Raw genomic sequence first — 23,789 nt, 5'->3', positions numbered from 1 at the left:
GTCGCGGGCCGTCGCGTCTTGCGGCTGCCGGACCCAGGTGGTCCGACCCGCCCGCGGCCGACTACCGTTCCTCACATGCCCGACTACCTCGACGACCTCCGCTTCGCCCACGTCCTCGCCGACGCGGCCGACGCCACCACCATGGACCGGTTCAAGGCGCTCGACCTCAAGGTCGAGACGAAGCCGGACATGACCCCGGTCAGCGAAGCGGACAAGGCCGCGGAGGAGATAATCCGCGGCCACCTTGCGCGCTCCCGCCCCCGCGACGCGGTCCTCGGCGAGGAGTACGGCATCCAGGGCACCGGTCCCCGCCGCTGGGTGATCGACCCGATCGACGGCACCAAGAACTACGTCCGCGGCGTCCCCGTGTGGGCCACCCTCATCTCCCTGATGGAGGCCGGTGAGGACGGCTACCAGCCCGTCGTCGGCGTCGTCTCCGCCCCCGCCCTCGGCCGCCGCTGGTGGGCCGCGAAGGGCCATGGCGCCTACACCGGCCGCAGCCTCTCCCGGGCGACCCGCCTCCAGGTCTCCCGCGTCTCGCGGCTGGCGGACGCCTCCTTCGCGTACTCCTCGCTCTCCGGCTGGGAGGAGCGCGGCCACCTCGACGGCTTCCTGGACCTGACCCGCAGCGTGTGGCGCACGCGCGCGTACGGCGACTTCTGGCCGTACATGCTGGTCGCCGAGGGCGCGGTCGACCTCTGCGCCGAGCCGGAGCTGTCGCTGTGGGACATGGCCGCCAACGCGATCGTCGTGACCGAGGCCGGCGGCACCTTCACCGGCCTCGACGGCCGCCCCGGCCCGCACAGCGGCAACGCGGCGGCGTCCAACGGCCTGCTCCACGACGAGTTGCTGGGGTACCTCAACGGGCGCTACTGAGTCGCTGGGGCACTCAACGGCGCTCCTGAGAGACCCGAGGTGAGCGTGCGCGCCCCCAACGGGCCGCACGCGCCCTCTTGTTGACTCCCGCTTTACCTGTCACTCTGAGAATCCCCCTGCTTGTGAATTTGTGATTTAAGGAACAAGCAGCAGGGGACGACTCCAGGAGGTGGCTCCAGACCATGCTCGTCCGCGACGCCATGACCACGGTGGTCCTCACCATCGGCCCGCACCACACCCTGCGCCAGGCAGCCGCTCTGATGTCCGCCCGCCGGGTCGGCGCGGCCGTCGTCCACGACCCCGACGCCGGCGGCATCGGCATCCTCACCGAACGCGACATCCTCAACTCGGTCGGCCTGGGCCAGGACCCGGACACCGAACTGGCCGGCGACCACACCACGACCGACGTCGTGTTCGCGACCCCCTCCTGGACCCTGGAGGAGGCGGCCCGCGCCATGGCGCACGGCGGCTTCCGGCACCTGATCGTCCTGGACGGCGGCGAGCCGGCCGGCATCGTCTCGGTCCGCGACATCATCCGCTGCTGGGCACCGGCCCGAGAACGCATCCCCGCCTGAGCACGCCGACGGGCCGGGCCCCGTGAGGGCACCCGGCCCGTCGGCCGTCCTCGATCCGGCAGGTCAGCCGCGCAGCGCCTGCACCGCGACCTCCAGCCGCTTGCCGAAGTCGGCGTCGGCCCGGCGGAAGTTGTCGATCGCGCGCTCGACGATGTCCTCGCGCGAGACCTGCGAGAGGGCTCCGGCCAGGTTGCCCACCAGGCGCCCCTTCTCCTCCTCGGTCATCAGCCGGTAGAGGGTGCCGGCCTGCACGAAGTCGTCGTCCTCGGCGTGCCGCGGCGTCGGGTGGTTGCCGGTGGTGCCGGTGAGGGAGCCGAGCGGCTCCCACAGCGGGCGTCCGGTCTCCTGCGGGCCGCCGAAGCTGTTCGGCTCGTAGTTCTTCGCCCCGCCATGACGGCCGTCATAGAGGTGGCCGTCACGCGAGTGGGTGCGCGCCTCGGTGGCGTGCGGGCGGTTCACCGGCAGGTGGTCGGCGTTGATGCCGACGCGGTAGCGGTGCGCGTCGCCGTACGCGAACAGCCGGCCCTGAAGCATCTTGTCGGGCGAGGGGCCGATGCCCGGCACGAAGTGGGCGGGCGAGAAGACCGACTGCTCGACCTCGGCGAAGACGTTCCGCGGGTTGCGGTTGAGCTCCAGCTTGCCGAACTCGATCAGCGGATAGTCGCCGTGCGGCCACACCTTGGTCAGGTCGAACGGATTGAAGCGGTACGTCGCCGCCTCCGCGGCCGGCATGACCTGGACGTACACCGTCCAGCTCGGGAACTCGCCGCGCTCGATCGCCTCGCGCAGGTCGCGCTGGTGCGAGTCGGGGTCCTTGCCCGCGAGGACGTCGGCCTCCTCGGCGGTGAGGTTCTTGATCCCCTGGTCGGTCTTGAAGTGGTACTTGACCCAGAAGGCCTCGCCGGCCTCGTTGCTCCACTGGAAGGTGTGGGAGCCGAAGCCGTCCATGTGACGGTAGGAGGCGGGGATGCCGCGGTCACCGAAGAGCCAGGTCACCTGGTGCGTGCTCTCCGGGCTCAGGCTCCAGAAGTCCCAGACGTTGTCGGCTTCCGTCGAGCCGGTGTACGGGTCGCGCTTCTGGGTGTGGATGAAGTCCGGGAACTTGATCGCGTCCCGGATGAAGAACACCGGGGTGTTGTTGCCGACGAGGTCGTAGTTGCCCTCCTCGGTGTAGAACTTCAGCGCGAAGCCGCGCGGGTCACGGACCGCGTCGGCGGCGCCGAGGTTGCCGGCCACCGTGGAGAAACGCAGGAAGACCTCGGTCTCCTTGCCCACCTCGGAGAGGAACTTCGCCCGCGTGTACGGCGTGACGTCGGCCGTCACCGTGAAGGTGCCGTAGGCGCCGGCGCCGCGGGCGTGCACCACACGCTCCGGGATGCGCTCGCGGTTGAAGTGGGCCAGCTTCTCGAGCAGCAGCTGGTCCTGGACGAGCACCGGGCCACCGACGCCCGCGGTCTCGCTGTTGTTGTTGTCGGCTACCGGAGCACCGGCCTCCGTCGTGAGCGGTCCCGTGGTGGTCACGAGCGCCTCCTGCGTAATGTCTGTCTGATCCTGCCCCGGACCCAAAGTCATCACAGATCCTACATTGGACAAGGTCTAAGTCAAGCAAGGCTCCAACTTCACACCTATTCGGAACCTGGTCCGTTCCTGTTACGCTGGTCCCCATGAGCGACCTTCTGGAACGGCTGCGCGGACGCGGATGGCGGATGACCTCGCAGCGGCGTGTCGTGGCCGAGGTCCTGGACGGCGAGCACGTCCACCTCACGGCCGACGAGGTGCACGCCAGGGCCGTCGCCAAGCTGCCGGAGATCTCCCGGGCGACCGTGTACAACACGCTCGGCGAGCTGGTCTCCCTGGGCGAGGTGCTCGAGGTCAGCACCGACAAGCGCGCCAAGCGGTACGACCCCAACGCACACCGGCCGCACCACCATCTGGTCTGCGCCAACTGCGGCGCGATCAAGGACGTGCACCCGACGGGCAACCCCCTGTCCGACCTCCCCGACACGGAGCGCTTCGGCTTCACCGTCTCGGACGTCGAGGTGACGTACCGGGGCCTGTGCCCGAACTGCGCGAGCGCGTAGCAGTACGCCGAAAAACCCCGGTACGGAGTCCGTACCGGGGTTTTCGCATCCGCCGCGAGCGGCGGTGACCTGGGAAAGGCCTGGGAGAGACCTGGGAAAACACCGAGGGCCGGAAACCTTTCGGCTTCCGGCCCTCGGCCTTCAGTAGCGGGGACAGGATTTGAACCTGCGACCTCTGGGTTATGAGCCCAGCGAGCTACCGAGCTGCTCCACCCCGCGTCGATGAATGGAACACTACGTCAAGGAAGCCGGCAGAAGCAAATCGCTTTCGTGCAGGCTGCTGCGGCAGTCGCTCGGCCCCGGTCAGCCGTGGCCGGTCGCGCCGTTCCCCGCGCCCCTCCCCTGGTCAAGCCTCCGCCGCAGCCTCACGCCGAGAGTTCCTCGCGCAGTGCGTCCCGCAGCCGCGCCGCCCGCTCCGCGACCTCGCCCGGCCCCAGCGACACCGCCCGGTCGGCCCACCGCTGGGACTCCACCAGCTCGCCCCGACGCGCGTAGACCAGGGCCAGCCGCAGCGCCGCCCGACCGTGCCCGGCGTCGGCCGCCCGCGTCCACCACATCGCCGCCTCCGGCTCGCTCCCCTCCCGCGCCAGCAGCAGTCCCAGATTGAATGCCCCGTTGCGCGATCCGGCCTCGGCCGCCTCCCGGTACCACCGCGCCGCCTCGACGACGTCACCGCGCGCCGCGGCCAGCATCCCGACCCGGACCTGCGCCCGCCGGTGCCCCTGGGACGCCGCCCGCTCGTACCACTCCTCGCACTCGGTCCTCTCGTGCAGCGACTGCAGCGACTCGCCCAGCTCGTGCGTGGGCGCCGGCGGGCGCCGCGCGTCCAGCACCGCGGCCAGCCGGTACGCCGCCTCCGCGCTGCCGCCGCCCGCCGCGCACCGCAGATACCGCTCGGCCTCCGGCTCGTCGCCCTCCCTGAGGCGTGCGATCCCGACCTGGAGCGCCGCCTCGGTGTGCCCGGCGGCCGCCGCCCGCTCGTACCACCTGAGCGCGGCCGCGTCCTCGCCCCGCCCGGCGTACAGGATCCCCAGGTTGAACGCGGCGTCCACGCTGCCCGCCTCGGCCGCCTTGGAGAACCACGGCTCGGCCCCGGTCTCGTCCCCGTGCCGCAGCAGCAGGATCGCCAGCGCGTTCGCCGCCTCCCGGTGCCCGGCGTAGGCCGCGCGCCGGTACCACTGCTCGGCCTGCGCGGTCCGCCCTTGCTCGGCACAGAGCAGCCCGAGGTTGTAGGCGCCGTTGACGTCCCCGGCGTCCATCGCGGCCCGGTACCACCGCTCCGCGGTCTGTGTCTCCCCGCGCTCGGCGTGCAGCGCGCCCAGCGCGTTGGCTGCGTTGCCGTCGCCCTCCTGCGCGGCCTTGAGCCACCAGGCGGCGGCGCTGTCGGAGTCGCCGGCGTCGCGCAGCAGGAAGCCGAGCGCGCACGCGGCGCGCGGCTCGCCGTCCTTCGCGGACGTCAGGTACCAGCGACCGGCCTCCTTCAGCTCGCCGCGCTTCTCCAGGATCGCCCCGAGGTGCAGCGCGGCCCGCCGGTGGCCGCGCGCGGCGGCCTGCCGGTACCACTGCTCGGCCTCGGCGACGAGGCCGACACCGTTGTCGCCTGCGGACTCCCGCGTGCCTCTGGCGTCGAGCGCCCTGGCCAGCCGGTACGCCGCCTCCCGGTGCCCGCGTTCGGCCGCGGCGCGCAGCCACCGCTCGGCCTCGGTGTCCGCCCGGTGCTCCAGCAGGTCCGCGAGCGCGTAGGCGCCCAGCACATGGCCCTGCTCGGCGGACTGGCGCAGCCAGTACTCGGCGGCGGGCTCGTCACCGCGTTCACGGTGGTGCCGTCCGAGCGCGTGCGCGGCGGCCGCGGAGCCGGCGACGGCCGCGATCCGCCACCATCCGGCGGCCTCGTCGGCGTATCCGCGCTGGTGCAGCAGGACACCGAGGTTGTTGGCGGCGGCGCGGTCGCCCGCGGCGGTGGCGGCGCGCAGATGGGGTTCGGCTCCGTCGAGGTCGCCGCGGCGCAGCAGCATGGCCCCGAGGACGCTCATCGCCTCGACGTCGCCGGCTTCCGCGGCGAGGCGCTGGCGCAGTTCCTCCGCGGCCCCGCCCTCGTCCTCATCGCCCGAAGGCTGAACAAATCGCCCTGTCTCGAACAGAGTTGCCTTGTCCCCCATAACGTCCATCGTCGCACCACCTGCAACCTGGGTACACCCGGTATCCCACAGTCCGTGAGGTCACTTCAGCGTTTTGTCGACATGCCCACAGAGAGACAAGTCAAACACAGTTCCCCCAACTCCCCACGGCGGCACGGCGCTCCTACCCGTCGGCACATGCGTTCGCACACACGAAGGCCCGGATCCCTGTGAGGATCCGGGCCTTCATCGTCGTACGACCACGTCGTCGACTTCAGTAGCGGGGACAGGATTTGAACCTGCGACCTCTGGGTTATGAGCCCAGCGAGCTACCGAGCTGCTCCACCCCGCGCCGTTGTGTGTACAACCGTACCACGTCGCGGGGTGGACCAAGATCAGCCGCTGCTCGGAGCAGGCGTCGGTCTGGCACCCGCGCTCGGAGCGGTCGTCGGCCTGGGACTCGGACTCGCCGTGGCGCCGGGCTTGCCGCCCTGTGCCCCCTGGGCCGCCTTGGCCTGGGCGTCCTCGGCCCGCTTCAGGGCGGCCTCCAGGTCCTTCTGCGCCTGGCCGTACGCCTGCCAGTCACCCTTCTTCAGGGCCTCCTGGCCGGTGTCGAACGCCTTCTGCGCGTCGTCCAGCGCCTGCTGGACCGTCGGGTTGCCCGCCGCCGGCGGCTTGGTGGTGCCGGTGCCCTGGTCCGGTGGCTCGGTGGCGGAACCGTCCGCCCCGAACACCTTGTTCAGGGCCTCGTCCAGGGTGTTCTCGAACGCCGTGTTGCCGCCGTAGGTGACCAGGACCTTGCGCAGCAGCGGGTACTTGAGGTCACCGCCGCGGACGTAGACGGGCTCGACGTAGAGCAGGCCGCCGTCCAGCGGGACGGTCAGCAGGTTGCCGTACTCCACCTTGGAGTCGCCGCGTTGCAGCAGGCTGATCGACTCGGCGATGGAGGGTTCGGAGTTGAACTGGCTCTGCACCCGTTTCGGACCGTCGATGGTCTTGCCGGTCGGCAGTTTCAGGATGCTGATCTTGCCGTAGTCGCCCGACCGGGGTTCGGCGCTGACGGACATGAACGCGCTGAGGTTGTCCCGGCCGTTCGGCGTCATCGTCGTCGTCAGCGAGAACGCCTGGGACTTCTGCCCCGGCAGCTTCATGCTCAGGTAGTACGGCGGCACCGCGTCACCCGACTTGTTCGTCGGGTCGTCCGGGATCTGCCACACCTCGCTGCCGCTGAGGAAGGTCTGCGCGTCCTCGACGTGGTAGCGGGTGAGCAGTTCGCGCTGCACCTTGAACAGGTCCTGCGGGTAGCGCAGATGCTCCATCAGCGAGGCGGAGATGTCGCTCTTGGGCTGGACCGTGCCCGGGAACGCCTTCATCCACGTCTTCAGGACGGGGTCCTTGGTGTCCCACTGGTAGAGCTTGACCTCGCCGGTGTACGCGTCGACGGTCGCCTTCACCGAGTTGCGGATGTAGTTGACCTGGTTCTGCTGGGCCACCACCCGCTGGTTGTTCGCGGCCGTCAGCGAGTCGGTCGTGGTGTCGCCGAGGGTGGTGCGCGAGGCGTACGGGTAGCCGTTGGTGGTGGTGTACGCGTCGACGATCCACTGGATCCGGCCGTCGACCACCGCCGGGTACGTCACGCCGTCGATGGTCAGCCACGGGGCGACCGCCTCGACGCGCTCCTTGGGCGTGCGGTTGTACAGGATGCGCGAACCGTCGCCGATCGCGCCGGAGTACAGGATCTGCGGCTCGCCGAACGCCACCGCGTACGCGGCCCGGTTGAGCGGGTTGGCGAGGTTGACACCGCTCTTGCCCGTGTAGCGGGTGGTCTTCTCCCCGCTGTCGTCGGAGTAGTCGATCTCGTCCTGGGGACCGCCGACGATGGAGTAGGTGGTCGTCTTCTCGCCGTAGTAGACCCGCTGCTGGTAGGCGCCGAGGTCGCCCTTGGACGGCAGGTCGTACTCGGTGAAGACCGGGCGGCCCTCGGAGTCGGCCTCGGTGCCCTTGGCCGCGACCACGCCGAAGCCGTGGGTGTAGCGGAAGTGGTCGTTGATCCAGTTGTGCTTCGGAACGCCGTTGAGGTTCAGCTCACGCAGACCGATGACCGTGTCCTGGACCTTGCCGTCCTTCGTCTTGTACCGGTCGACGGCCAGGTTGGACGGGAAACCGTAGTAGTTGCGCACCTGCTGGAGCTGCTGGAACGTCGGGCCGACGACATTGGGGTCCATCAGCCGGATGCTGGCGACGCTCTCGGCGTCGTCGCGCAGCTTCGTCGTGTCCTTGGTGGTGCTGGTGCCCGGGTACTCGCTGACCTGGGTGTCGTCGATGCCGTACGCCTCACGCGTCGCCTTGAGGTTCTTCTGGACGTACGGGGCTTCCTTGGCCTGCTCGTTGGGCTGGACCTGGAACTTCTGCACGATCGCCGGGTAGAGCCCGCCGATGAGGATCGCGGAGAGCACCATCAGCCCGAAGCCGATCACCGGCAGCTGCCAGGTGCGCCGCCACAGGGTGGCGAAGAACAGCAGCGCGCAGATGACGGCGATGCAGAACAGGATGGTCTTCGCGGGCAGATACGCGTTGGCGTCGACGTACCTGAGGCCGGTCCAGTTGTCGGTGGCCTTGAAGTCGCTGGACTTCACGGCCAGTCCGTACCGGTCGAGCCAGTAGGCGACCGCCTTCAGCGTGACGAACACGCCCAGCAGCACCGACAGATGCCCGGTGGCCGCGGCCGTGGCCCGCGCGCCGGGGCTGGTGACGCGCAGCCCGCCGTACAGGTAGTGGGTGAGCGCGGCGGCGATCAGCGACAGGATCGTGGCGGCGAAGCCGAAGCCGAGCAGGAAGCGGTACCAGGGCAGGTCGAAGGCGTAGAAGGAGACGTCGAGATGGAACTGCGGGTCCTTCTGGCCGAAGGACACGCCGTTGACCCACATCAGCCAGGTGCGCCACTGGCCGGCGGCCGACGCGCCGGCGATCAGACCGACCAGGGCCGTGATCCCGAGCAGCAGCCACTTCTTGTACGGCGCGATGCCCATCCGGTAGCGGTCGAGGCTCTGCTGCTCCATCGACATCGCGCTCAGCGGCGGGCGCAGCCGGTGGGCCAGCCAGACGTTGAGGCCGACGGCGACGGCCATCAGCAGGCCGAAGACGAGGAACAGCCCGATCTTGGTCCACAGGGTGGTGGTGAAGACCGAGGAGTACTTCACCGACCGGTACCACAGCCAGTCCGTCCAGAAGCCCGCGAACATGGTGAACGCCATGCCGAGTACGGCAAGGACGCCCAGCGTCGCGAGCAGGGTCCGGACACGCCGGGACGGGCGTCCCACTCTGATCCGCGGCCCCGTGGGGCCTCCGCCGCGGTCCGGCATCTGGAAAGCCAAGGTGCGCACCTCGAAGTTCGCTGTCGTCTCGTCAGGCCCGCGTTTTCGCCGGCCCTCCGTGGCCCCCCGTGATCGCGGGCCCACACCTATGCAACTTACTCACGGTTTACTCGGTTCCCGATTTCGGCCGGGAACGAGGCAGGATTGTGACCATGTCCAACACTCCCATGGCAGCGAACCCCCTCACCCGGGCCGTTCTCGAGATCGACGAGTACGCCTCCGGGCTCGGCTGGGACCAGCCCGCACGCCTTTTCGCCCTTGTCGACACCCAGCAGCTGCGGGCTCAGGAACCCTCGCTCGCCGACCAGCTCGGCCTCGGGGAGGACGAGAGCGCCGGCCTCACCCCGATCGAGCAGGACGAGATTGCAACGGACCAGCCGCTCGATGAGTTCCTGGCCACCATCGCCTGGCCCGACGCGGTGGCCGGCTGCGCGCTGACCGTGGAGCGGCTGATGCTGCCGCCGTCCGCCGAGGCCCAGGTGCCGCAGGGCCTGGACGGCGCGAAGCTGGCGCAGTGGGTCGCCGAGCACCCCGAGCGTCAGGAGGTGCGGATGACGGTCGCGGTGCTGCGCGAGGGCGCCCGTGAGTCGGCGCTGCGGCTGCGCGAGAAGGACTCCCCGACGGAGGTCCTCACCGGCCCGGATCTGATCCCGGGCCTGGCGGACGCGCTGGCGGCGACGTTCGAGGCGTAGCTCCCGCTACTTGGTGCACTTCGGCAGGTCGGCGGTCCGGCCGCCGCTGATGTCCTTGAGGGCGTCGAGGGCGTCGCCGATGGTCTTCACCTTGACCAGGGTGAGGCCGTCGGGGGTGTCCTTGGCGGCGGACGCGCAGTTGTCGGCGGGCGTGAGGAAGTACTGGGCGCCCTTGTTCCGCGCGCCGACCGTCTTCATGTCGATGCCGCCGATCGGGCCGACCTTGCCGTCGTCGTCGATGGTGCCGGTGCCCGCGACGAACGCGCCGCCGGTCAGGGCGCCCGGGGTGAGCTTGTCGTAGATGCCGAGCGCGAACATCAGGCCGGCGCTCGGTCCGCCCACGTCGGCGAGCTTGATGTCGATGGTGAACGGGAACGTGTGGTCGGTGCCGGCCGAGATGCCGACGATGGCCCGCTTGCGCCCCTGGTCGTCGGACGTCGCGGTGGTGATCGTCACCTTCTTGGTGGCGGTCGCCGTCCGGTGCTCCTTCTCGGCGGCGGCCTGCTCCTTGGCCGGCACGATCGTGAAGGCGACCTGCTCGCCCGGCTTGTGCTCGGTCACCAGCTTGGCGACGTCGCCCGGCTGCTTCACCGCCGTGCCGTCGACGGCCTTGATCACGTCACCGGCGTGCAGCTTGCCCTCCGCCGGGGAGCCCTTGACGACCGTGGAGACGATCACCCAGGACTGCACCGGGACGTGCAGCTCCTTCAGGGCGGCGACCTTGGCGCTCTCCTGGGACTGGCTGAACTCCTCGGCGTTCTCCTGGCTGGACTGCTCCTCCGTCTTGCCGTCCGGGTAGAGCGTGTCGTGCGGCACGATCTTGTTGTCGCGCGCGAGCCAGCCGTACACCGCCTCCACGAGGTTCATCCGGTAGTCGGCGCTGGTGACCCGTACGGTGGTCATGTTGAGGTGACCGTCCGTGGGGTACGTCTTGCGCCCGGAGATCTGCAGCACCGGCTCGCCCTCGTGGTCGCCGAGCGTGTTCACCGTCGGCCCCGGGGACATCTCCGAGTACGGCACTTTGATCAGCACTCCGGCGCACAGGAGTGCGATGAGCATCAAGGTGGAGGCGAGCATCGTCGCGGTGCGGCGTGGCATGGCACGACAGTACGGGACGTGTCTGTCGGAGCACCGTCAGGGCCGCCACTCGGTCACCCGCCGTGCCCGGTCAGGTGCCGGAGTGCGACTTCTCCATCGCCTCGCGAAAGCGCGCGTAGCCGTCCAGCTCGGGGCCGTCGCCGCGGACCTTGCGGGTCCGGTTCGCCCAACTGCCCCACAGGCCGGCCGCCACCGCGGCCACGAGCGGAATCAGCAACCAGACGAGCGCCCCCATGGCGACCTCCCGACCCCAACCGAGCCACCGTTACCGACTGATCAGCAGATTAACCATCCGCCGTGACAACGCTCACGCCGGGGGGCCGGTTACGCAACCGGAAATCCGGCGCGCGGAGGCTCAGCAGGCGCCCACCCACTCCTCCGTGCCGTCGGAGAACCTCTGGTGCTTCCAGATGGGCACCTCGTGCTTGAGGTCGTCGATCAGCTTCCGGCAGGCCTCGAAGGCCTCTCCGCGGTGCGGACACGACACCGCCACCACGACCGCGAGATCGCCGACGGCCAGATCCCCCACACGGTGGACGGCGGCCAGCGCCCGGACCGGGTACTCGGCGCAGACCTTCTCCGCGACGCGCCGCATCTCGGCCTCGGCGGAGGGGTGGCAGGAGTACCCGAGCGCGTCGACGTCGGCGCCCCCGTCATGGTTGCGCACGGTCCCCACGAACAGCGCGGTCCCGCCGGCGGCGTCGTCCCCGACGGCCCGGAAGACCTCGTCCAAGGACAGCGCCGTGTCCCGGACGCCGATCAGCTTGATGGGATCTGCCGCGGACTGCTCACCGGGATGGTCGTACGTGGGTGCCATGCCCCCCATCGTGCCGCACGCCACCGCCATCCGAAATAGACGATTCGCCAGGCACGCGCGCGTGAGGGCTTGGCGATTCGTACGGCCGCACGGACGCGGCGGAGCGCCGCGCGGGATGCGGACCGGCCGGGGGCGGGTCGCGGAGCCTGCCGGGGGTGGGCTGCGGAGCCTGCCGGGGGTGGGCTGCGGCCGGTTGCGCAGCCTGGTGGGCGGCGGGGCTGACCGGGCATGGGCTGCGGGGCCGGCCCGAAGCGTCCGCTCAGACCCTGCGCCGTGCCTTCCGGGCCCGCCGTACCACCGCCGCCGCGCCCAGCAGCGCGACCGTCGCGCCCGCGGCCCCCGCCGCCGTCGCGTCCTTGCGGCCCAGCCGCCGCCCGGCCACCGTGTGCCGCCCGGAGGCCTCCTCCAGCAGCTCGGCCAGCACTTCCTCGTTGGTCCACTTCGGCCGCCACCCGGCGCCGTGCAGCCTGCTGCCGCTGACCACCCACGGATACATCGTGTACGCGAGGTCCCCCGCCGGCGACGGCGTCAGCCCGATCCGGTGCAGCCGCGCCGCCGCGCCCAGCGCCACCGCGGACGGCAGCTCCATCCGCCGGATCCCGCTGAGCTCCTCGACCTCCTCCTGTTCCAGCCACCCGTCGCAGCCGACGGCCAGCTCCCCGTCGACCTTCTCCAGCACGGCGTACTCCAGCGCGCTGCACAGATCCTCGACGTGGCAGAACTGCCACGCGGGCCGCGACCCGGCCACCACCAGCAGCCGCGGCGACTCGAAATACCTGGTCAGCGCGGTGTCCGTGCCTCCGACGAGCACGGCCGGCCGCACCACGGTGACGTTCAGCCCCGGATGCGCGCGTGGCGCGCGCCGGGCCAGCCGCTCGATCTCCAGCAGGTCACCGACCCCCGTGGCCTCCGCCGTCGCCCGCAGCTCGGCGTCCTCCGACAGCGGCAGCTCGTTGTCCGGCAGCGCCCCGTAGACCATCGCGGAGGTGCACAGCACCACCCGGTGCACACCGGCCGCCGCCGCGGCGGTCAGCACGGTCTGGGTCCCGCGGACGTTGTACGCCGTCCGGGCGGCCGCGTCCGAGCCGAGGTCGAGGTCGAGCGCCAGATGGACGACGACGTCGGCGCCGCGCAGCTTCTCGGCGATGGCGGGGTCCCGGACGTCCAGGATCTGCCACTGCGCCGCCTCGCACTCGCCGCGCCGCTCGTCGATGGCGATGACCTGCTTGATCTCCTCCGAGGCGGCGAGCCGCTCGGTGAGCAGCGCGCCGACGCCGGACGCGGCACCGGTGACGGCGACGACGGGCCCGCGCGCGGCGGATGTGGTTGAGTGGTTTCGCGCTGCGCGAACCTGCGGATCTGGGGAACTCACCGGGCGTCTCCAGCGGTTGTCTTCATACGAGCGCAAATGACGCGTACGTACCAGGTGGCATCCATCCTGCCGCAGGCGTTCACTCGGCGAAGCACCGAGGCCCCAACCGCTCGCGGTGTCTACGCTGGGTGGTGTTGTCGGGCAGTCGTGCCGTCGGAGAAACCGGCGGCCTTACCAGCCGAGGATTCCCGTGAGTGACACCCCATTCGGATTCGGCCTTCCGCCGGAGGAGCCGGAAGACGGCGACGAGGGCAAGAAGAAGGACCAGGAGAGCGGTGGTGGTCAGGGACCGTCCAACCCCTTCGGTTTCGGGCTGCCCGGTGCCGGAGGCCTGGGAGGCGGCGCGGACAATCCGCTCGCTGCCATGTTCGGTTCGCTGAACCCCACCGACCTGGGGGCCGCGTTCCAGCAGCTCGGCCAGATGCTCTCCTACGAGGGCGGCCCGGTGAACTGGGACATGGCCAAGCAGATCGCCCGCCAGACGGTCTCCCAGGGCACCCAGGACGGCACCAAGGACGCCAGTGTCGGCCCCGCCGAGCGCAAGGCCGTGGAGGACGCCGTCCGCCTGGCCGACCTGTGGCTCGACGACGCGACGCCGCTGCCGTCCGGCTCGGCCTCCGCCGTCGCGTGGAGCCGCGCGGAGTGGGTCGAGGCGACCCTGCCCGCGTGGAAGGAGCTCGTCGACCCGGTCGCCGAGCGGGTCGGCGGCGCCATGGGCGACATCCTGCCGGAGGAGATGCAGGCCATGGCCGGCCCGCTGATCGGCATGATGCGCTCCATGGGCGGCGCCATGTTCGGCACGCAGATCGGGCAGGCCGTCGGCGTCCTCGCCGGCGAGGTCGTCGGCTCCACCGACGTCGGCCTGCCGCTGGGTCCGGCCGGCAAGGCGGCGCTGCTGCCGCTGAACGTCGAGGCCTTCGGCAAGGACCTGAGCGTCCCCCAGGACGAGGTACGGCTGTATCTCGCCCTGCGCGAGGCCGCCCACCAGCGCCTCTTCGCGCACGTGCCGTGGCTGCGCTCGCACCTGTTCGGCGCGGTCGAGGGCTACGCGCGCGGGATCAAGGTCGACACGGACAAGCTGGAGGACGTGGTCGGCCAGTTCGACCCGCAGAACCCCGAGGAGCTGCAGCAGGCTCTTCAGCAGGGCATGTTCCAGCCGGAGGACACCCCGGAGCAGAAGGCCGCCCTGGCCCGCCTGGAGACCGCTCTGGCGCTCGTGGAGGGCTGGGTGGACGCGGTGGTCCACGCGGCGGCGAAGCCGCGTCTGGGCTCCGCTGACGCGCTGCGCGAGACGCTGCGCCGCCGCCGCGCCACGGGCGGTCCGGCCGAGCAGACGTTCGCCACGCTGATCGGTCTGGAGCTGCGGCCGCGCCGTCTGCGGGACGCCTCCCGTCTGTGGGCCTCGCTCACGGACGCGCGCGGGGTCGACGGCCGGGACGCCCTGTGGGCGCACCCGGACATGCTGCCGACGGCCACCGACCTGGACGACCCGGACGGCTTCGTGCACCGCGAGCAGATCGACTTCTCCGAGCTGGACAAGATGCTCGGCGAGGCGGCCGGCGGCGCCAGGCCCGACCTGCGCAAGAAGGACGAGAGCGCCGAGGACGACAAGCCCGAGGGCGGCGACGACACCGAGTGAGCCTCCACGACGACGCGGTCCTCGTGCTCAAGGGGTACGAGGACCAGGAAGAGCTGCGCCAGGTCTACCTGGACCATCTCGCCGCCCACCCGGACGGCCTGTGGAAGGCCTGCGCGGACGGCCACATCACGGCGAGCGCCCTGGTCGTCGACCCCGAGCGCGGGCGGGTGCTCCTGACCCTGCACAAGAAGCTGCGCAGGTGGCTGCAGATGGGCGGCCACTGCGAGCCCGACGACGTCACCCTGGCGGCCGCCGCCCTGCGGGAGGGCACCGAGGAGTCCGGCGTCGCCGGGCTGCGCCTGCTGCCCGGCGGCCCCGTCTGCCTCGACCGGCACCTCACGCCGTGCGCCTGGCACCTGGACGTCCAGTACGCGGCGCTGGCTCCGGCCGGGGCCGTGGAGCAGATCAGCGACGAGTCGCTCGACCTGCGCTGGTTCGCCTACGACGAGGTGGCCGACGTGGCGGACGACTCGGTCGTACGTCTGCTGGAGGCGACCCGGGCCCGGCTGTGAACGGCTGAGCCGGCTCCTGCACGGGTAAGGGGCGCCCGCCATCGGCGGGCGCCCCTTACCTTTCGTGTTCCGGACGGGTCAGCTCCAGACGTTGCCCTGGTTCTGGCCCCGCGCCCCCTGCTGTCCCATGCCGAACTGGGCGGCGAGCCCCGACCCGATCTGGGCGTTCTGCGGCGGCAGCAGCTCGCTGGGCTGCACCAGCGCGAAACCGCTGCCCATGAAGCTCAACTCCCAGCCCTCGCCGGTGGTGCCGCGCCGCCGCCACACGCCCGAGGAGTGCGTCTGGGCCTGCATCTGCACCCGCAGCCCGGTGGACCAGGCGACGATGGCGTCGGCGTCGCAGTTGACGTACTTGTCCGGGGTGACCTGCATCAGCAGCGGCGCCCCGGACGTCATCAGGGCGACCTTGCCGCGGCCGGTGATGTTGAGCTGGTACTTCCCGGAGCCGGAGATGCCGTAGAGGCTGTCGACGGCGATGACCTCGTGGTGCAGCGAGGAGTCCATGGCGAGGACGTAGGAGCTGTCGACGGTCAGCCCGTCCTGCTCGACGTCCATGACGTGGACGTGCTGGGCGAGGTTGGCGAGGTACACCGTGCCCTGCCCGTGGCAGCGCATCAGGTCCAGGCCCTCGCCGGTGTACGCACGCGCGCGTGCCTGGTTGTTGCTGCGGTACTCGGCGTCGAACTCGACGAGCCCCTGGTAGGCGACCATCGTGCCCTTGCGGGCCAGGATGTCGTCGTGGCCCTCCAGGGTGACGCGCAGCATCTGCTGGTTCTGCAGGCTCCAGCGTTCGGAGCTCTGCAGGTCGTTGTGGGCGAAAAGCGGGCTCTGCATGGCTTTCTGGCTCCCCCTCAGCCCCGGAACCGGAGGCGGTCGGTGCTGTCCTCGCTGGGCTGGACGACGACGATGCCCTGGCCGGAGAAGGCCATCTGGTAGGCCTCGCCACTGCCGCGGCCGATGAGCGACTGCGCCTTGAAGCTGCGCTTGCCCTTCACCTTCAGGTTCGGGGACCAGGCGACCAGCGCGTCCGGGTCGACGTACGTCTCGTCCTCGCCGCCGCCGCAGTCGACGACGATGGGCTTGCCCCGGGAGGTCAGCGCGACCCAGCCCTGACCGGAGATCTTCGTGTTCCACAGGCCCTGTCCGGCGAACTTCGCCAGCCCCTTCACCCGCTCCACACCCCACGTCAGATGGGCGTCGAAGGCGAGCAGGTTGGTGGCGTTGACGGAGATGCCGTCGCCGTTCAGCTGGATGACGACGACGTCCGCGCCGTAGTCGGCGAGGTAGAGCAGGCCGTCGCCGGAGCACTTCATCAGCGGGGCGCCCTCGCCGGTCATCCAGTCCCGGGCGATCTGCCGCACGGCCGGCGGGTTGGGCTCGTACTGGATGAACCCCTCGTAGGCGACCATCGAGCCCACGCGCGCTAGGAGGTCGTGCCCGCTCTGCAGGGCGACCTTCAGCATGTGGTTGCCGTGGTTCTCCATGCGGGCGGTGACAGGTGCGGGGGCGAAGCCCGCGAGCGGCTGGTTCATGACGGGCTCCCCTTAGACCTCGTACGGCTGGACGACGATGAAGTTGCCGGGCGCGCCCCGGAACTGGAGGTTGACGCTCTCACCGGTGTCGCCGGGGTAGGCGTTGCGCCGCATGCGCACCTGGCTGGAGACGATCACCTGGGAGGCGGCCGACCAGGCGACGACGGCGTTGCAGTCGGCGAACGTGGTCGGGGTGACGGGCAGCACGACGGGTGTGCCGTGCGTCTTCACGACGATCGTGCCCGTGCCCTGGAACTGCATGGTGAACAGGGCGCCGCCGGGAATGCCGTGGCCCTCGATGCGGCGTACCTCGTGCTGCAGGGTCTCGTCGAAGGCGAGGACGTTCTCCGCGGAGACGCAGATCGCGTCGCCCTGGAGCTCGATGGGGTGCAGGTGGGTGGAGTTCTCGGCGAGGAACACCTGGCCCTGCCCGCTGCAGCGCATCAACTGCATCTCCTGGCCGGTGGCGTTGCCGACGATCCGCCCGGCGAAGCCGGCGCCCTTGTAGCTGAAGTCCACCTTGCCCTGGTAGAGCACCATGCTGCCCTGCCGGGCGAGCACGGGCTGGCCGCCGATGCCGAGGTCGACACGGACCAGCTTCTTGTTCTGCTGCGTCCAGCGCTGACCGGTCGGCGTCTCCTTGAACTGCTGGAGCGCGGCCGCGACACCGGGGCCCTGAGGCGCGCCCTGGGGGACGCCGTACGCCTGCTGGCCCGGGATCTGGCCGTAGGAGGGCTGCTGGCCGTAGCCGGGCGGCGGGGCCGGGGAGTGCGGTGCCTGGGGCTGCGCGTAGCCGGGCGGCGGGGGCATGACCGCCTGCCCGGGGTGCGGGCCGTGCGGGGCGTTCGGTCCCGGGTAGGGGGCGGGCGGGGGCGGCGGCGGGGGGGTGTGCGGGCCGCCGTGCGGCGTCAGGGGCGCGATGAGGGTGGGCTGGGCGTGCACGGACTGATCCGGCGCCGGGGCGGGGGCGGGGGGCGGCGTGGCTCCCGGCGGCGGGGCGAAGCCCTGCGGGGCGGGGGCCGGGGCGGGCACGGGGGCCGGTGCCGCGGCGGGGCCCGAGGGGGCGCCGAACGCGGGCGGAGCGAAGCCGGGCGCGGCGCCGGTCTGCGGCTGATGCGGCTGCTGCGGCGGCGGCGCGGCGGGCGTCTCCTCGTCGAGCACCTCGCCGCCGAAGTGCTTCAGCAGGGCCTCCAGACCGCCGTCGAAGCCCTGGCCGACGGCGGCGAACCGCCACACGTCCTTCAGGTACAGGTCGCCCAGCATCACGGCGCGTTCGGTGGAGAACTCCGCGCCGCTGAAGGAGTACCGGGCCACCTCCTCGCCGCCGGCGACGATCCGCAGATAGCCGGGGCTGATCTGCGCCATCCGTCCGTCGCCGTCGATGGTCGCCGTGAAGGACAGCTTCTGGATCTGCGACGGGATCTTGTCGAGCGTGACGCGGAAGGACTCCGTGTCGCCCGCCTGGGGGCCCAGCAGCTGGATGGCCTCCTCCGGGGACTTCGGCTGGTTGAAGAAGACGAAGTACCGGTCGTCGGAGAGCCGTTCGGTGGCGTCCAGACCGAAACAGCTGATGTCGAAGCTCAGCCCGGGGGCGGAGATCTGCACGCCGACGTACAGATCCGTGCCCGCGGTGAGGTCACTGATCCTGGCCTTGTGGCCGCGTTGGAATTCCCTGGGCATGCGTTACGACCGTCCCCCATCCCGAATGCGAGTGCGTCGCGCCAGGCTAACGGCAAACCCGGACATCGGCCGAGGCCGGTACAGAGCCGCTACACAACGGCCGCCGCGCTGCAGCACGAACGGTCGGCGCGATCACTCTCCGCGCGCGCCGGGCACGTGCGGCAGCCGGTCGGCAGCGACCACGCCCTCGAGGTAGCCCCGGGCCCGCTCGGTGCGCGGATAGGCGTCCAGCAGCCGCCAGAAGTCCGGGCCGTGCCCCGGCACCAGCAGATGGGCCAGCTCGTGCAGCAGGACGTAGTCGACGACGTACTCCGGCATCCCCTGCAGCCGGTGCGACAGGCGGATGCTGCCCTCTGCGGGCGTGCAGGAGCCCCAGCGGGTGTTCTGGTTGGTGACCCAGCGCACGGAGGTGGGGCGGGCGCGCCCCCCGAAGTACTGCGCCGACAGGTGCTCGGCGCGCTCGGCCAGCTCGCTGTCGCCCAGCTTCCGCTTGCTCTCCTGGGCGGCCAGCTTGTCGAGCATGACGGTGACCCAGCGCCGCTCCTCCGCCTCGGACATCCGGGCGGGGATGAGCACGATGGTGCGGTCGCCCTCGCGGTAGGCGGAGACCGTCCGGCGTCGGCGGCTGCTTCGGCGCACCTCGATCGCGCTGGTCCCCGAGCCGGCGGTCGGCGGGCTCGTCGTGCTGCGCTGTGGCGCTCCGGCGCGGTGCAGGGGATCGGCGGACACGCCCCGACGTTACCCTCTGCACACGGCGGAAGTCCCGGCTCCGGAACGGTTCTGTTCCCGTGCCCCACCGAGCGCCGGATTAGTACGACCGGCCTGTACGCCGATGTGCCGGATTGATCCGTACGACCAGTACGACGAATCCCTGCCCCTGTGGATAACTTTCGGCGCCGATCCGTGGGGCCGGGCAAGCTGGCATGTGCCGGCGGAGCGAGGACGCCCCCACGCCCCCGCTCCGCCGGCACCGGGGCGCCCTGCCCCGGCCTTTTGCCGACCTTCTCGGGCTACGGGGGCCTGTCATGCATCCAGTGGTGAAACCCGCGCTGCGGCGCGGCTGGCGCGATCTGAACACCGTGCAGTTCGGGATGACACCGGCGCACGCGATGACGCTGGGCCCGGTGGACACGGCGACGGGCAGCTTCCTCGAACTGCTCGACGGCACCCGCGGGCTGCCGCTGCTGCGGGAGCAGGGCCCTCGCATGGACCTGCCCGACGGCCATGTCGACCGGCTGGTGGAGCGGCTCGCGCGGGCCGGACTGCTCGACGACGCGCGCGGCGGCGGCCAGGACGCGGCGGCGCTGCGCGAGAAGAAGGACGTCCTCGACCGGCTGCGGCCGGACCTGGAGTCGCTGTCGCTGACCACGTCCGAACCGGGCGAGGCGATCTCCCTGCTCGCCGCCCGCCGCAGTCTCCGGGTGCAGGTGCGCGGAGCCGGGCGGGTGGGATCGGCCGTGGCCGCGCTGCTGTCCGCCGCCGGCGTCGGCGAGGTCGACGTCCGCGACACCGGCCGGGTCGAGCCCTGGGACGTCGCGCCCGGCGGGCTGCCCGCGGAAGCGGTCGGCGAGCGCCGGGACGAGGCCGCACGCCGCGCCGCACGCCGCGCCGCCCCCGGCCGGCCACCGCGCCGCAGCCCGCGCTCCCGCCTCCAGGACGACGAACCGGTGCTGTCGCTGGTGATCGTCGCCCCGCGCGACGACGTCGCCGTCCACGCGCCCGCCCCGTCCGCGACGGACGCGCTCGTCACCTCCGGCACCCCTCATCTGTACGCGGGCGTCGTGGAGGCGACCGGTGTGGTCGGTCCCCTCGTCCTGCCCGGCGAGAGCGCCTGCGCGGGCTGTCTGGACCGGGACCGTACCGACCGGGACGCGGCCTGGCCCCGCATGATCGCCCAGTGGCGCTCCGGACGGCAGCGTCCCGTCCGGCCCTGCGACCTCACCCTGGCCACCACGGTCGCCGGGCTGGCCGCGGCGCACGCGCTCGCCTTCCTCGACCGCCGCTCCACCGCCGCGGCGGACACTCGCTGGGAGGTATCCCTGCCGGGGCTGCAGTGGCACGCGCGACCGGTGTGGCCTCACCCGGAGTGCCCCTGCGCCGCGGTCCGGCGAAGCCCGGCGAAAGCCGAAGGGGAACGGGCCTTAGAGGACGCGGCGGCACACGAGACAATGGCTGTGCAACGGTCGTCGACCCGGGTACGCCGTCAGGCACGCGCGGCACGGCCGGCTGGGACTTGGAGGGCGCATGTCTGATCTTCCTCGGAAGGCGGTCACCCGGACCGCCAAGCTCGCCGCGCTCCCGCTCGGCTTCGCGGGCCGGGCGACCTGGGGGCTGGGCAAGAGGATCGTGGGCGAATCCGCGGAGATCGTCGGCCGCGAACTGCAGCAGCGCACAGCGGAGCAGCTCTTCAAGGTGCTCGGCGAGCTGAAGGGCGGCGCGATGAAGTTCGGGCAGGCGATGTCCGTCTTCGAGTCGGCGCTGCCCGAGGAGATCGCCGGGCCCTACCGTGCCGCCCTGACCAAGCTGCAGGACGCGGCGCCGCCCATGCCGACCCGCACGGTGCACGCCGTACTGCGCGAGCGGCTCGGTGATGACTGGCATGAGCTGTTCGAGGAGTTCGAGGACAAGCCCGCCGCGGCGGCCTCGATCGGCCAGGTCCACCGGGGCGTGTGGCACGACGGCCGCGAGGTCGCGGTCAAGGTGCAGTACCCGGGCGCCGGCGAGGCACTGCTGTCCGACCTGAACCAACTGAGCCGGTTCGCCAGGCTGCTCGGTCCGCTCGTGCCCGGCATGGACATCAAGCCGCTGATCACGGAGTTGAGGGACCGCGTCTCGGAGGAGCTGGACTACGGGCTGGAGGCGCAGGCCCAGCAGGCACACGCGGAGGAGTTCGCCGGCGATCCGGACGTGGTCGTGCCGGCCGTGGTCCACCAGTGCGAGCAGGTCCTGGTCACCGAGTGGATGGACGGCATCCCGCTGTCCGAGGTGATCGCCGACGGCACACAGGAGCAGCGGGACCGCGCCGGGCAACTACTGACCCGCTTCCTGTTCTCGGGCCCCGCCCGCACCGGTCTGCTGCACGCCGACCCGCACCCGGGCAACTTCCGGCTGCTGCCCGGCGGTCCGGACGGTGAGGACGACTGGCGCCTGGGCGTGCTGGACTTCGGCACCGTCGACCGGCTGCCGGGCGGACTGCCCACGCCGATCGGCGAATCCCTGCGGATGACGCTCGACGGTGAGGCCGAGGCGGTCTACGAGCTGCTGTGCGCGGAGGGGTTCGTCAAGGAGTCCATCGACCTCGACCCGGACGCCGTCATGGACTATCTGCTGCCGATCATCGAACCGGCCCGGGTGGAGGAGTTCACCTTCAGCCGTGGCTGGATGCGCAGCCAGGCCGCCCGGGTCGCCGACCCGCGCTCCCCCGCGTACCAGCTGGGCAAGCGGCTCAACCTCCCGCCGGCCTATCTGCTGATACACCGGGTGACGCTGAGCACCATCGGCGTGCTGTGCCAGCTCGGCGCGACGGTCCGGATGCGCGACGAGCTGGAGGAGTGGCTGCCGGGCTTCGTACCGGACGACACCACGGCCGAGGAGAAGCCGGCGGCGCAGGCGTAGGGGGCGTGCGTCGGGGGTCACCGCCGGGCGGGGCCCGTCCCCACCGGGACGGTTGTCACCAGGACGGTCACCACCAGGACGAGTCCAGGCGGCCCTCGATGGCGCGGAGGTTCTCCCGGGAGCAGGCGTCGCAGAAGTAGGTGCGGACGCCGTTCTCCATGGAGAAGGTCCAGGTGACGGGCTGCGGTTCGGTAGCCGTGGCGCCGCAGCGGGCGCACACCGCAGGCCGGGGCTCCGCCGGGGACCCGTCGCCCTCGCCGCCGCCCGTGTCACCGCTGCCGGGAAGGCTCGTCATCCGGCGACGATAACGCCCGGTCCGGATGATCGCCGGGTACAACGCCCGCGGGGGCCGGCCCATTTGGACGGACCGGCCCCCGGTGGGAGCCACGCCTCCCGGTGCGGGAGGCCGCTGCTGTCAGGAGCGCGAGGGCGTCACCTCAGCGGTGCCGAATCAGTGCATGACCGCGTCAATGCGTGACCATGCCTGTCCGCGACCGCGTCAGTGCATGACCGCCATGGCGAGCGCGCGGCGGGCACGCAGCGAGGCGCGCTCGGCCCGGCGCTGCATCCGCTGGGCGGCCGCAAGGCGCACGGCCTGACGGTCCCGCTCGGCCTCCTGCAGCCGCTCGTGCATATGCGCACGGGCCATGGCTTCTGGGATGAGTTGCATCTCTCGGGTCCTGTTCTGACGCGAGTCGGTCGCGCCGGTGGTGGTGACGTCTTCGATCGCGGAGCCGGTGGGCTCGCTGGTGGACGGCTTCATCGGGGCCTGCTTCTGGGGGTCGTGCGTGAGGGGACGGTCGATTGTTCCTGCGATGGTGTTCATGCGGTGACCGGGTTCTTGCGCGGGCGGCCACGCGGCCGCTTCCGGGCGACGACGACACCCTGCACGAACAGTTCGCCACCCCAGACGCCCCAGGGCTCACGCCGCTCCTTGGCGCCGGCGAGGCAGGCCTCCATCAGCGGGCAGGTGCGGCACAGGGACTTGGCGTACTCCACGTCCGCGGGCGACTCGGCGAAGAAGACCTCCGGGTCGTAGGAACGGCACGGGACGGGTACGCCGAGGTTCTCGATGGCGTCGTCGAGCGCGGTGAGCGCAGTGAGGGGGGTCAAGGCGGGGTCCTCCGTGGAGCCGGGCTTGGGGATCGTGTCGGAAGGCGGTACGGACGGGGCGTGCGCTTCGAGTTGCACGGTTCGTCTTCCTCGTCTGGTCGTTCCGGCCTGTTGGCCGGGTGGCGGCTGGTACCGGGTTCTTTTCTTGTCCCGAGGCCCCTTCGCTCTGCCGTCCCCGTTCGGGGCAAACAGAAGGGCCGCGGATCCCGGATGGGGTTCCGCGGCCCTGAAGGCGCCGGCCTGATCGAATCAGGCTGGATCACTCCAGGGTTCTGGCCCACGGAAGGCCCACATCAGGTGGTGCTGCGTCGTCTGCTTCCGGAATCCGGCACCGGTCGCCGTAAAGGCATAGGCCTGCGCCTGTGCCGCTACTGCCGCTTCCAGTGCCTTGGTCGGTCGCTCATTGCGCTCGCGGACAACAAGACCCGCGGGGGCAACGGAGGACGCCGGACGAACGGCGGAGATGCCGGACAGACCGGTGCCCTGGTTCGAGGCGCCGAGCATGCACAGGGAGACGGCCGACGGATCGGTCATTTTGGCCGTGGTGCTGGTGTAGTGGGCGTTGATGCTGATCACTGGGCTCGCCTCCTCTCGGCGTCTCAAGGACTGGGATGAACCAGTCCAACGGATATGCAAGTACAACACGGCGTCAGGGCCTTTGAGAAGGCCGCTGTTCCCGTGCCTAAGAACCTATGG

The 23,789-nt window shown here is 71.2% G+C and carries 23 protein-coding genes and 2 tRNA genes; 8 read left to right on the top strand and 17 right to left on the bottom strand.

Translation table 11 applies throughout. The features are described 5' to 3' along the window. Positions 1 to 75: 75 nt before the first annotated feature. Together hisN and AC0B9F_RS15045 are read left to right on the top strand one after the other, a co-directional pair. Positions 76 to 876, top strand: coding sequence for a histidinol-phosphatase (gene hisN / locus AC0B9F_RS15050; protein WP_472002576.1), 801 nt, complete (start codon positions 76 to 78; stop codon positions 874 to 876). Between the two features lie 182 nt (positions 877 to 1,058). After that, a complete protein-coding gene (locus tag AC0B9F_RS15045) occupies positions 1,059 to 1,451 on the top strand; it encodes a CBS domain-containing protein (RefSeq protein WP_472002575.1) in 393 nt (130 codons plus the stop codon). 63 nt (positions 1,452 to 1,514) lie between these two features. Here AC0B9F_RS15045 and AC0B9F_RS15040 read toward each other — a convergent pair whose 3' ends face one another. Continuing rightward, positions 1,515 to 3,023 carry a catalase gene (locus AC0B9F_RS15040; RefSeq protein WP_472002573.1) on the bottom strand — a complete coding sequence of 503 codons (1,509 nt, stop codon included), beginning with the start codon at positions 3,021 to 3,023 and terminating at the stop codon, positions 1,515 to 1,517. A 92-nt stretch (positions 3,024 to 3,115) separates the two neighbouring features. Here AC0B9F_RS15040 and AC0B9F_RS15035 point away from each other — a divergent pair, with 92 nt between their 5' ends. Further along, the gene (locus AC0B9F_RS15035; protein WP_363262631.1) at positions 3,116 to 3,532 is read left to right on the top strand and encodes a Fur family transcriptional regulator; all 417 of its coding nucleotides are present in this window, start codon (positions 3,116 to 3,118) and stop codon (positions 3,530 to 3,532) included. A gap of 145 nt (positions 3,533 to 3,677) precedes the next feature. On the opposite strand, the gene AC0B9F_RS15030 is transcribed toward AC0B9F_RS15035, so the two are convergent. The 4 genes from AC0B9F_RS15030 to AC0B9F_RS15015 all read right to left on the bottom strand — a co-directional run bounded on the left by AC0B9F_RS15030 (position 3,678) and on the right by AC0B9F_RS15015 (position 9,011). Further along, positions 3,678 to 3,751 (bottom strand) — tRNA-Met (locus AC0B9F_RS15030). Between the two features lie 146 nt (positions 3,752 to 3,897). After that, positions 3,898 to 5,700, bottom strand: a complete 1,803-nt coding sequence (locus AC0B9F_RS15025) for a tetratricopeptide repeat protein (protein ID WP_472002571.1) — start codon at positions 5,698 to 5,700, stop codon at positions 3,898 to 3,900. A gap of 227 nt (positions 5,701 to 5,927) precedes the next feature. Then, a tRNA-Met gene (locus tag AC0B9F_RS15020) sits at positions 5,928 to 6,001 on the bottom strand. Positions 6,002 to 6,044: 43 nt separating this feature from the next. Beyond that, positions 6,045 to 9,011 (bottom strand): UPF0182 family membrane protein, encoded by a 2,967-nt coding sequence (locus AC0B9F_RS15015; protein WP_472002972.1) that lies wholly within the window; start codon positions 9,009 to 9,011, stop codon positions 6,045 to 6,047. Positions 9,012 to 9,175: 164 nt separating this feature from the next. On the opposite strand from AC0B9F_RS15015, the gene AC0B9F_RS15010 reads away from it, so the two are divergent. After that, positions 9,176 to 9,715, top strand: coding sequence for a PPA1309 family protein (locus AC0B9F_RS15010; RefSeq protein ID WP_472002569.1), 540 nt, complete (start codon positions 9,176 to 9,178; stop codon positions 9,713 to 9,715). A 6-nt stretch (positions 9,716 to 9,721) separates the two neighbouring features. On the opposite strand, the gene AC0B9F_RS15005 is transcribed toward AC0B9F_RS15010, so the two are convergent. The 4 genes from AC0B9F_RS15005 to AC0B9F_RS14990 all read right to left on the bottom strand — a co-directional run bounded on the left by AC0B9F_RS15005 (position 9,722) and on the right by AC0B9F_RS14990 (position 13,002). Next, positions 9,722 to 10,813, bottom strand: a complete 1,092-nt coding sequence (locus AC0B9F_RS15005; RefSeq protein WP_472002567.1) for a YlbL family protein — start codon at positions 10,811 to 10,813, stop codon at positions 9,722 to 9,724. 70 nt (positions 10,814 to 10,883) lie between these two features. Continuing rightward, positions 10,884 to 11,048, bottom strand: coding sequence for a hypothetical protein (locus AC0B9F_RS15000; RefSeq protein WP_363262636.1), 165 nt, complete (start codon positions 11,046 to 11,048; stop codon positions 10,884 to 10,886). A gap of 120 nt (positions 11,049 to 11,168) precedes the next feature. Next, the gene (locus AC0B9F_RS14995) at positions 11,169 to 11,630 is read right to left on the bottom strand and encodes a molybdenum cofactor biosynthesis protein MoaE (RefSeq protein ID WP_472002565.1); all 462 of its coding nucleotides are present in this window, start codon (positions 11,628 to 11,630) and stop codon (positions 11,169 to 11,171) included. 259 nt (positions 11,631 to 11,889) lie between these two features. Further along, the gene (locus AC0B9F_RS14990) at positions 11,890 to 13,002 is read right to left on the bottom strand and encodes an SDR family oxidoreductase (protein WP_472002563.1); all 1,113 of its coding nucleotides are present in this window, start codon (positions 13,000 to 13,002) and stop codon (positions 11,890 to 11,892) included. 190 nt (positions 13,003 to 13,192) lie between these two features. On the opposite strand from AC0B9F_RS14990, the gene AC0B9F_RS14985 reads away from it, so the two are divergent. Both AC0B9F_RS14985 and AC0B9F_RS14980 read left to right on the top strand, forming a co-directional pair. Further along, positions 13,193 to 14,641 carry a zinc-dependent metalloprotease gene (locus AC0B9F_RS14985; RefSeq protein ID WP_472002561.1) on the top strand — a complete coding sequence of 483 codons (1,449 nt, stop codon included), beginning with the start codon at positions 13,193 to 13,195 and terminating at the stop codon, positions 14,639 to 14,641. Continuing rightward, positions 14,638 to 15,153, top strand: a complete 516-nt coding sequence (locus tag AC0B9F_RS14980; RefSeq protein WP_472002559.1) for an NUDIX hydrolase — start codon at positions 14,638 to 14,640, stop codon at positions 15,151 to 15,153. The genes AC0B9F_RS14985 and AC0B9F_RS14980 overlap by 4 nt, the downstream gene beginning before the upstream one ends. Before the next feature lie 78 nt (positions 15,154 to 15,231). Here the strand turns inward: AC0B9F_RS14980 and AC0B9F_RS14975 are convergent, their stop codons facing one another. The 4 genes from AC0B9F_RS14975 to AC0B9F_RS14960 all read right to left on the bottom strand — a co-directional run bounded on the left by AC0B9F_RS14975 (position 15,232) and on the right by AC0B9F_RS14960 (position 19,094). Next, complete coding sequence (locus tag AC0B9F_RS14975; RefSeq protein WP_472002557.1) at positions 15,232 to 15,987, bottom strand: AIM24 family protein; 756 nt, start codon at positions 15,985 to 15,987, stop codon at positions 15,232 to 15,234. A 17-nt stretch (positions 15,988 to 16,004) separates the two neighbouring features. After that, positions 16,005 to 16,685 (bottom strand): AIM24 family protein, encoded by a 681-nt coding sequence (locus tag AC0B9F_RS14970; protein WP_472002555.1) that lies wholly within the window; start codon positions 16,683 to 16,685, stop codon positions 16,005 to 16,007. 12 nt (positions 16,686 to 16,697) lie between these two features. Further along, positions 16,698 to 18,365 (bottom strand): TerD family protein, encoded by a 1,668-nt coding sequence (locus AC0B9F_RS14965; RefSeq protein WP_472002553.1) that lies wholly within the window; start codon positions 18,363 to 18,365, stop codon positions 16,698 to 16,700. Positions 18,366 to 18,497: 132 nt separating this feature from the next. After that, a complete protein-coding gene (locus tag AC0B9F_RS14960) occupies positions 18,498 to 19,094 on the bottom strand; it encodes a M48 metallopeptidase family protein (RefSeq protein ID WP_472002551.1) in 597 nt (198 codons plus the stop codon). A gap of 296 nt (positions 19,095 to 19,390) precedes the next feature. Here AC0B9F_RS14960 and AC0B9F_RS14955 point away from each other — a divergent pair, with 296 nt between their 5' ends. Together AC0B9F_RS14955 and AC0B9F_RS14950 are read left to right on the top strand one after the other, a co-directional pair. Further along, a complete protein-coding gene (locus AC0B9F_RS14955; RefSeq protein ID WP_472002549.1) occupies positions 19,391 to 20,617 on the top strand; it encodes a TOMM precursor leader peptide-binding protein in 1,227 nt (408 codons plus the stop codon). Then, positions 20,610 to 21,980: an ABC1 kinase family protein gene (locus tag AC0B9F_RS14950; RefSeq protein WP_472002547.1), complete on the top strand. Its 1,371-nt coding sequence runs from the start codon at positions 20,610 to 20,612 to the stop codon at positions 21,978 to 21,980. Before AC0B9F_RS14955 ends, AC0B9F_RS14950 begins: the two co-directional genes overlap by 8 nt. Positions 21,981 to 22,047: 67 nt before the next feature. Here AC0B9F_RS14950 and AC0B9F_RS14945 read toward each other — a convergent pair whose 3' ends face one another. The 4 genes from AC0B9F_RS14945 to AC0B9F_RS14930 form a co-directional block, all read right to left on the bottom strand. After that, on the bottom strand, positions 22,048 to 22,275 hold the full coding sequence (locus AC0B9F_RS14945; protein ID WP_472002545.1) for a hypothetical protein: 228 nt from the start codon (positions 22,273 to 22,275) through the stop codon (positions 22,048 to 22,050). Positions 22,276 to 22,479: 204 nt separating this feature from the next. Next, complete coding sequence (locus AC0B9F_RS14940) at positions 22,480 to 22,806, bottom strand: hypothetical protein (RefSeq protein WP_472002543.1); 327 nt, start codon at positions 22,804 to 22,806, stop codon at positions 22,480 to 22,482. Further along, positions 22,803 to 23,171, bottom strand: coding sequence for a WhiB family transcriptional regulator (locus AC0B9F_RS14935; protein WP_472002541.1), 369 nt, complete (start codon positions 23,169 to 23,171; stop codon positions 22,803 to 22,805). The genes AC0B9F_RS14940 and AC0B9F_RS14935 overlap by 4 nt, the downstream gene beginning before the upstream one ends. A 171-nt stretch (positions 23,172 to 23,342) precedes the next feature. Beyond that, positions 23,343 to 23,627: a hypothetical protein gene (locus tag AC0B9F_RS14930; RefSeq protein WP_472002970.1), complete on the bottom strand. Its 285-nt coding sequence runs from the start codon at positions 23,625 to 23,627 to the stop codon at positions 23,343 to 23,345. Positions 23,628 to 23,789 lie beyond the last annotated feature (162 nt).

The sequence above is a fragment of the Streptomyces sp. NPDC097129 genome (assembly GCF_055668065.1).
Note: the sequence above shows the minus strand (reverse complement) of the source record. Positions and strands in the feature narration are given on the sequence as shown.